At 71.1% G+C, this 6,173-nt stretch carries 6 protein-coding genes; 5 read left to right on the top strand and 1 reads right to left on the bottom strand.

The features are described 5' to 3' along the window. Nucleotides 1-222 (bottom strand): hypothetical protein (locus DCI01S_RS15685; RefSeq protein ID WP_198150766.1); only part of this gene is annotated, 222 nt, incomplete at its 3' end. A gap of 427 nt (nt 223-649) precedes the next feature. Between DCI01S_RS15685 and DCI01S_RS15680 the strand changes: the two genes are divergently transcribed. The 5 genes from DCI01S_RS15680 to DCI01S_RS15660 all read left to right on the top strand — a co-directional run. Beyond that, nucleotides 650-2,101 (top strand): hypothetical protein, encoded by a 1,452-nt coding sequence (locus DCI01S_RS15680; protein WP_061230086.1) that lies wholly within the window; start codon nt 650-652, stop codon nt 2,099-2,101. 38 nt (nt 2,102-2,139) lie between these two features. After that, on the top strand, nt 2,140-3,090 hold the full coding sequence (locus tag DCI01S_RS15675; protein WP_061230085.1) for a PspA/IM30 family protein: 951 nt from the start codon (nt 2,140-2,142) through the stop codon (nt 3,088-3,090). Between the two features lie 37 nt (nt 3,091-3,127). Further along, nucleotides 3,128-4,342, top strand: a complete 1,215-nt coding sequence (locus tag DCI01S_RS15670; protein WP_061916620.1) for an alpha/beta hydrolase — start codon at nt 3,128-3,130, stop codon at nt 4,340-4,342. Nucleotides 4,343-4,376: 34 nt separating this feature from the next. Then, nucleotides 4,377-4,826 carry an SRPBCC family protein gene (locus tag DCI01S_RS15665; protein ID WP_232303130.1) on the top strand — a complete coding sequence of 150 codons (450 nt, stop codon included), beginning with the start codon at nt 4,377-4,379 and terminating at the stop codon, nt 4,824-4,826. Nucleotides 4,827-4,907: 81 nt separating this feature from the next. After that, nucleotides 4,908-6,173, top strand: a 1,266-nt coding sequence (locus DCI01S_RS15660; protein WP_156482638.1) for a DUF222 domain-containing protein, incomplete at its 3' end; no start/stop codon positions are given.

Genomic DNA, 6,173 nt, shown 5'->3' with positions numbered 1-6,173 from the left:
CGTGAGCTTGTCCAGCGACCCCGTCAACTGATCGGAGCCGGTACCGCCGGACGAGTCCACGTCCCCGGTCGAACCGAGCGCAGCGCCGAGCGCGACAGAGCCCACTACGGCGCTGACACCGATGCCGATCTCAACGCTCTGCGCGTTGGCAACACCCGGCATGGAGCCGAGCGCTAGCCCGGAGGCCGCGATGACCGCGATCATCCGCTTCTGGTTCTTCATAGGAGTTGCCTTCCTTAGTGGTTGACGACCCGGCGACGGGCATTAACTCCCCCACGCCACCCGGTCCGGCATGTGGCCTTGGCCACCGCCTTCGGATCGTGTCATCACTCTATCGGGGCATTTCAAAGTCGTGTTACAGGGAATGCTTGGCTGGAACAGTTTGAGGGGCTACGTAACGCAAGGGGCAGCGGCGCAGGTAGGCGGCGTCCGCGAAGTCGCACAACGGTTATCGGCCGACTACCTCGTCTTACGTTTCACCTAACAAGTGAAACGGCGCTTATTTATTTGCCGTGTAACTCGCTCAGTGAGTTTCCTCACTACTTCGCCCCTGAATGCCGGATCCGCCACCTGGAACCGCCCCGCGCGCCCCACGACAGCAAAAGTTGAGGCTAACCTCGTATTGCTATCCCCGAGAACCAGGAGCGTCATGGCACCGAGCACGACCGGAGTCCTCTTCCCCACCGATTCCGACGGAAACCGCTCCACCGGCCGTCTGGCCAAGCAAGTCGTCGCCGACGCACTCGCCACCGTCGACCCCGCCGCGGCCGAGCGCGTCCACCGCATCAAGGACTGGCGCAAGGGCTACATCGAACCCTTCACCGAACTCGTCCGGGTCGGCGTCACCGACCCCGCCGCCTGGGACGGCGTCGCACGCGCCGCCCTCCAGTCGCTGCAGTCCCGGATGGTCGGCGTCCACGAGAAGGACGGCCAACTGGTGGAGACACCGATGACGGACTACCTCGCCGTCGTCACCCCCACCTCCACGCCCGGAACCGAGACGATCCAGGGCACGGCGACCCCCGCCCGCGAACTCTCCATCCCCTACCGCGGCGAAGAACTGACCGGCGACCTCCTCCGCGCCCGCCTCGACAAGTGGGTCGCGGCCGGCGTCATCGAACCCAGCTGCGCCGACGCCCTCAAACTCGTCCAGGACAACCCCGAGTGGCTCTCGCTCCCCGGCCGCGCAATGCTCGTTCTGGGCCTGGGCTCCGAGATGGGCCCCGCCCGACGCCTCCTGCAGTGGGGCGCCGACGTACTGGGCGTCGACCTCCCGTCGAGCCCCGCATGGGACCGCTTCCGCGCCGAGGCCTCCACCTTCGCCGGCCGCCTGCACATCCCCACCGACGCCGACGGCCGCCCCGGCATCGACCTGCTCACCCAGCTCCCCGAGCTGGCCGCGTGGGCCCGGGCCGCCGCCCCCGCACCGCTCACCGTGGGCAGCTACTTCTACGCAGACGGCGGAACCCACGTCCAGCTCTCGTCCGCGGCCGACGCACTCGTCGTCGACCTCCTCGGCGACAACACCGCCACCGCGCTGGCCTACCTCGCCACCCCGATGGACACGTTCGTCGTCCCCGCCGACGTCCGCGAGGCCTCGACGGCAGCCCTCGCCTCCCGGAGGATCACCGACGTCAAGCGAGTCGTCGGCGCGCTGACCCGCCACAAGCTGTTCTGCCGCAACTACCCCGCAGGCCAGGGGCCCGCCGTCCATGACGCGCTCGTCCCCCAGCAGGGCCCCAACTACACCCTCGCCAAGCGCGTCCAGCGCTGGCGCGCCACCAGCGCGTTCGCCGACGGCCACACCGTCTCCGTCAACGTCGCCCCCGCCACCGACACCTACTCGGTCACCAAGAACAAGATCCTCGCCAACACCTACAAGGGCGCCCATGCCTTCGGCATCGAGATCTTCGAGCCCGACACCTCCTCCGCCCTGCTCGCGGCGCTCATGGTCCACGACCTCCACGTGGGGCGCCCGCAGGTCGACGTGCAGTGGCAGCACGAGTCGTCCGGCGCCGCGTCCGGTGGATTGTGGCGTCAGCCCTACCTTCCGCGGACAGCCCTGCCGGTGGCCGCGCTGATCGGTACCGTCAAGAGGTAGAAACGCACCTTCGCCGTCGCCGACAAAAGGACCCCGCCATGCCTAACCCGTTCTCCAAAGGCTGGAACTACCTCAAGGCCTCGCTGGACAAATCGGTCGACGACAACGCGGACCCCAAAGTGCTCGTCCACCAGGCCATGAGCAACGCCCGGCAGCAGCACAAGTCCGTAGCCGACCAGGCCGCCGCGGTGATCGGCAACGCCAAGCAGCTCGAGATCGCCATGGGCACCAAGGCCCGCCAGCTCGACGAGGTGCAGGGCCAGATCCGCCAGACCCTCCAGGTCGCCGAGCAGGCGCGCGCCGAAGGCGACACCGCCCGGGCCCAGCAGTTCGACGCCCAGGCCGAGCAGCTCGCCGGCCGCCTCGTGGCGCTGGAGCAGGACCTGGAGAACACCCGCCAGCTCCACGGCCAGGCCGTCCAGGCCTCCGAACAGGCCAAGCAGGCCGTCAAGGAATCCGAGCACCGGCTGCGCGAGACGCTCGCGCAGGAGGACCAGCTGCTGCTGCAGGCCACCCAGGCCGAGATGCAGCACCGCTCCACCGAGTCCATGGCCTCACTGCAGGGCGCCGGCGGCGGCAACTCCCCGACCTTCGACGAGATCCGCGCCAAGATCGAGGGCCGCTACACCACCGCGCTCGGCAAGCAGGAGCTGGCCGAGGCCACCGGCGCCCCCTCCACCGCCCAACTCGACGCCGCCGCCTTCACCCGGGAGTCGGAGGGTAAGTCCAAGCTCGAGCAGATCCGTGCGTCAATGGGCCTGTCGTCCGGGTCCGACGCCGGCGCCGGCGCCGGCGCCGATCGTCAGTTGACGGACGGCGGCGGACATGCCGGTCAGACCGAGCCGGCCGGCCAGACCGGTCAGGCCGAGCCGGCGCGGGCGGCCGAGCAGGCGAACCCCGAGGCCCCGCGCAATCCCGACGAGGCCACCGATCAACCGGGCCCCGAGGACCTCTCGGGGCCGACGTTGCCACGCGACACCAGGGAGTAACTCCCCGCCCCGCGGTTCGGCGATCTATCGTTGAGCGGTGCCCCGACATCGCTCGCCGCTCGCCCTGCCCCTCCTCGTGCCCGCACTGGCCGCGACCCTGATCGCCGGGGCCGTGGCCCCGGCCGGTGCGCAGTCACTGCCCGGGTCCGCGGGTCCGGATATCGGGTCGGTGATGGGCTCGGCGGGAGGCAGCGTCGACCCGTCCAGCGCGGCCGCCGGCTCGGCGACCGTCGGCTCCACGGGCTCCACCGGCACGGATTCGCTGGTGGGGTCGGGAACCCTCCCACCGCTGGGCACGGGCTCACAGAACACCTCCGCCACCCCTCCGATCGGGATGGAGGCCGAGACCGTCACCGAATCCGAGGTGCGCCGGGTCGACATCGGTGACCAGCTGGTCGCCGGCGGCGACCCCCGATTCGAGCGTTGGTGGGTCGCCTCCGAGTCGATGAACCGCGTGCTGCCGGTGGAGATCTGGCGTCCGGCCTCCACTGCGCCTGCTCCCATGCTCTACCTACTCGACGGCGTGGACTCGCCCTCACCCAGCGGGTGGCTCCTGCCGGGCGGCGTCGACCGGGTCTTCGCAGGCGAGCACGTCACGCTCGTCATGCCCGCCCGCGCCGACGGCTCGCTCCACGCCGACTGGCAGCGGGACGACCCGGTCCTCAGCCGCAACAAGTGGCAGACCTTCCTCACCGAGGAACTGCCACCGCTGCTCGAGGCCGGGGACATCCCCTTCAACGGCAAGCGCGGCATGGCCGGACTCTCGATGGGCGCGGCCAGTGCCGTGACCATCGCCGAGCGTCGCCCCGACCTGTACCAGGCCGTGGGTGCGATCGCCGGCTGCTACACCGCGCGCGACGACCTCGGGTTCATCCTCGCCAAGATCGTCGCCGAGACCCGCGGCGGCGACATCGCCAACATGTGGGGCCCGCGCACCGACCCCGCCTACCTCGCCAACGACGGCCTCCTCAACGCCGACCAGCTCGAGGGCAAAGCCCTGTACTTCGCCACCGCCACCGGTATGCCCGACGCCACCGAGTGGGACCGCAACGGCCGCGACCTGCTGCGCTTCACCCAGGGGGCCGGCCTGGAGATCGCCACGCACGCCTGCACCGTGGAGATGGACCGGCGGCTCGACGAGCTCGGCATCGACGCGCGGATCGACTACCTGCCCACCGGCCTGCACAACTGGGACAACTTCGGCCGTTTCGTGGCCCCGATGCGCGATACGCTGATGCCGGCGCTGCGCTGACCGCCGCGGCGCCCCACCGCCGCGAGGAGTCGCCATGCCCACCACGCCGAAGGCCTCCGGATACCTCTCCCCCACCGGGGCGGTCGTGTTCCCTCGCCGGCTGCCGCTGTCCGTCGAGGAGGCGTGGGCGGCGGTCACCGATCCGGCCCGCACCGCGCCGTGGATCGGTCCGTGGTCGGGCGACCCGGCGACGGGCACCGTGGAGCTGACGATGATCGCCGAGGACGGCGCGCCCGTCGTGCCGGTGGGGATCGTGCGGTGCGAGGCGCCTCACCTCGTCGTCGTCACCACCGCCCCCGACGGGTGGGTGCTCACCGTCCGTATCGAGGGGGACGACGACGAGGTCGTCATCTCCCCGATTATCACCCCGGCCTGTCCGAGCACTACCGGGCGCTGCTCGGCGGCTAGTTGTAAGCCGCCCGGCGCCCCCCCCTCTCCGCGGCTAGACGAGTTGGAACCCCATCGTGTCGTAGTGGGTTGCTAGTGTTCACTCTATCGAACACACGAGCGATCCTCGCCCGGTCGGGCGGCGATCACACCCAGGCGAAGGGGGCGGGCACGGCCGATGACGCGACCACCACAACCGCACCCGGGCGGCGACCACCGCGCTGATCACAGGGCAGATCGCCGCGCTGATGGCGGCTCCGTCGACTGCCCCGCCGTCGCCGCGGCCGGCGCCGCCGCCGTGCAGGCCCTCTACGCCGAGAACATCGCCGCCGCCGCCCGACTGCGCGCCTGCTACCACCTCTACACCGTCTGCGAGGACGAGCAGGAACGACGCGACCTGGCCGCCGGCTACGACCCCGAGCTCGACCTCAAACCCGAACACGCCGTCATCGACCCCTTCCACATCGCCTGCGCCGAGATCGTCGCCGCCTACGGCGTGCACAACAACCGCGCCCGCACCCTGCTCACCCGGGCCCGCACCCTCATCACGCGCTTCCCCACCCTGGTCGAGGCCATGGAAACCGGCCGCCTCGACGAGGACACCGCCGACCTGCTCGCCCGCCACATGCGCACCGTGGACTCCGCCCACCGCCGCGCCGTCCAACAACAAATCATCGACTGGCTCCTGGCCGCCATCGCCGCCGGCACCCGCCCCGGACGCGAGGCCATCCTGGGAACCCTCGACCGCATCATCACCGACCACGACCCCGCCGGCGTCCGCGCCCGCCGCGCCGCCGCCACCCGCGAACGCCACATCCGGCTGCGCCGCGGCACCGACGGCATGGCCGACCTCATCGCCCACCTCACCGCCACCGAAGCCTCCACCCTCTACGAGGTCCTGCACCGCGCTGCCACCGAACAGGCCACCCGCGACAAAACGGCCCGCCTGCAGGCCGCCCACGCAGGCGACCACACCCTCGACGCCGAATACATCCGCAGCATCGACGAACTACGCGCCGACGCCCTCGTCGCCGCCTTCCTCGACCCGGCCGGCCCAGACCACGAGGCAGACCCCCAGCACCCGGCGCGGGCCGGGACCCGCCCCCTGGCCACCCAGGTCCGCCCCACCATCACCGTCCTCGCACCCCTGGGCCCCGACGGCGAACCCGAGGTCTACCTCCCCCGCGGCGGCCCGGCCACCATCGAAGCCCTCATCGAACTACTGGCCCGCAGCGTCGGCGCCACCATCACCGTGCCCCACACCCAACCCGGCACCGCCGATTCCCCCACCGCAGCCCGCCGCTACCGCATCAGCGCCGAACTGGCCCACCGCATCCGCCTACGCGACGGCACCTGCCGCCACCCCGGATGCTCCGTACCCGCCCAGGACTGCGACATCGACCACTGCCGCCCCTTCAACCACACCGACCCCGACAGCGGCGGC

Origin of the sequence: Dietzia cinnamea NBRC 102147 (assembly GCF_001571065.1) — a bacterium.
In the GTDB taxonomy this organism is placed as follows: domain Bacteria; phylum Actinomycetota; class Actinomycetes; order Mycobacteriales; family Mycobacteriaceae; genus Dietzia; species Dietzia cinnamea.
Note: the sequence above shows the minus strand (reverse complement) of the source record. Positions and strands in the feature narration are given on the sequence as shown.

Excerpts from the sequence above, each read along its gene's own strand:
- DCI01S_RS15680 (WP_061230086.1), top strand. The coding sequence starts at position 650 with ATGGCACCGAGCACGACCGGAGTCCTCTTCCCCACCGATTCCGACGGA.
- DCI01S_RS15675 (WP_061230085.1), top strand. The coding sequence starts at position 2,140 with ATGCCTAACCCGTTCTCCAAAGGCTGGAACTACCTCAAGGCCTCGCTG.
- DCI01S_RS15665 (WP_232303130.1), top strand. The coding sequence starts at position 4,377 with ATGCCCACCACGCCGAAGGCCTCCGGATACCTCTCCCCCACCGGGGCG.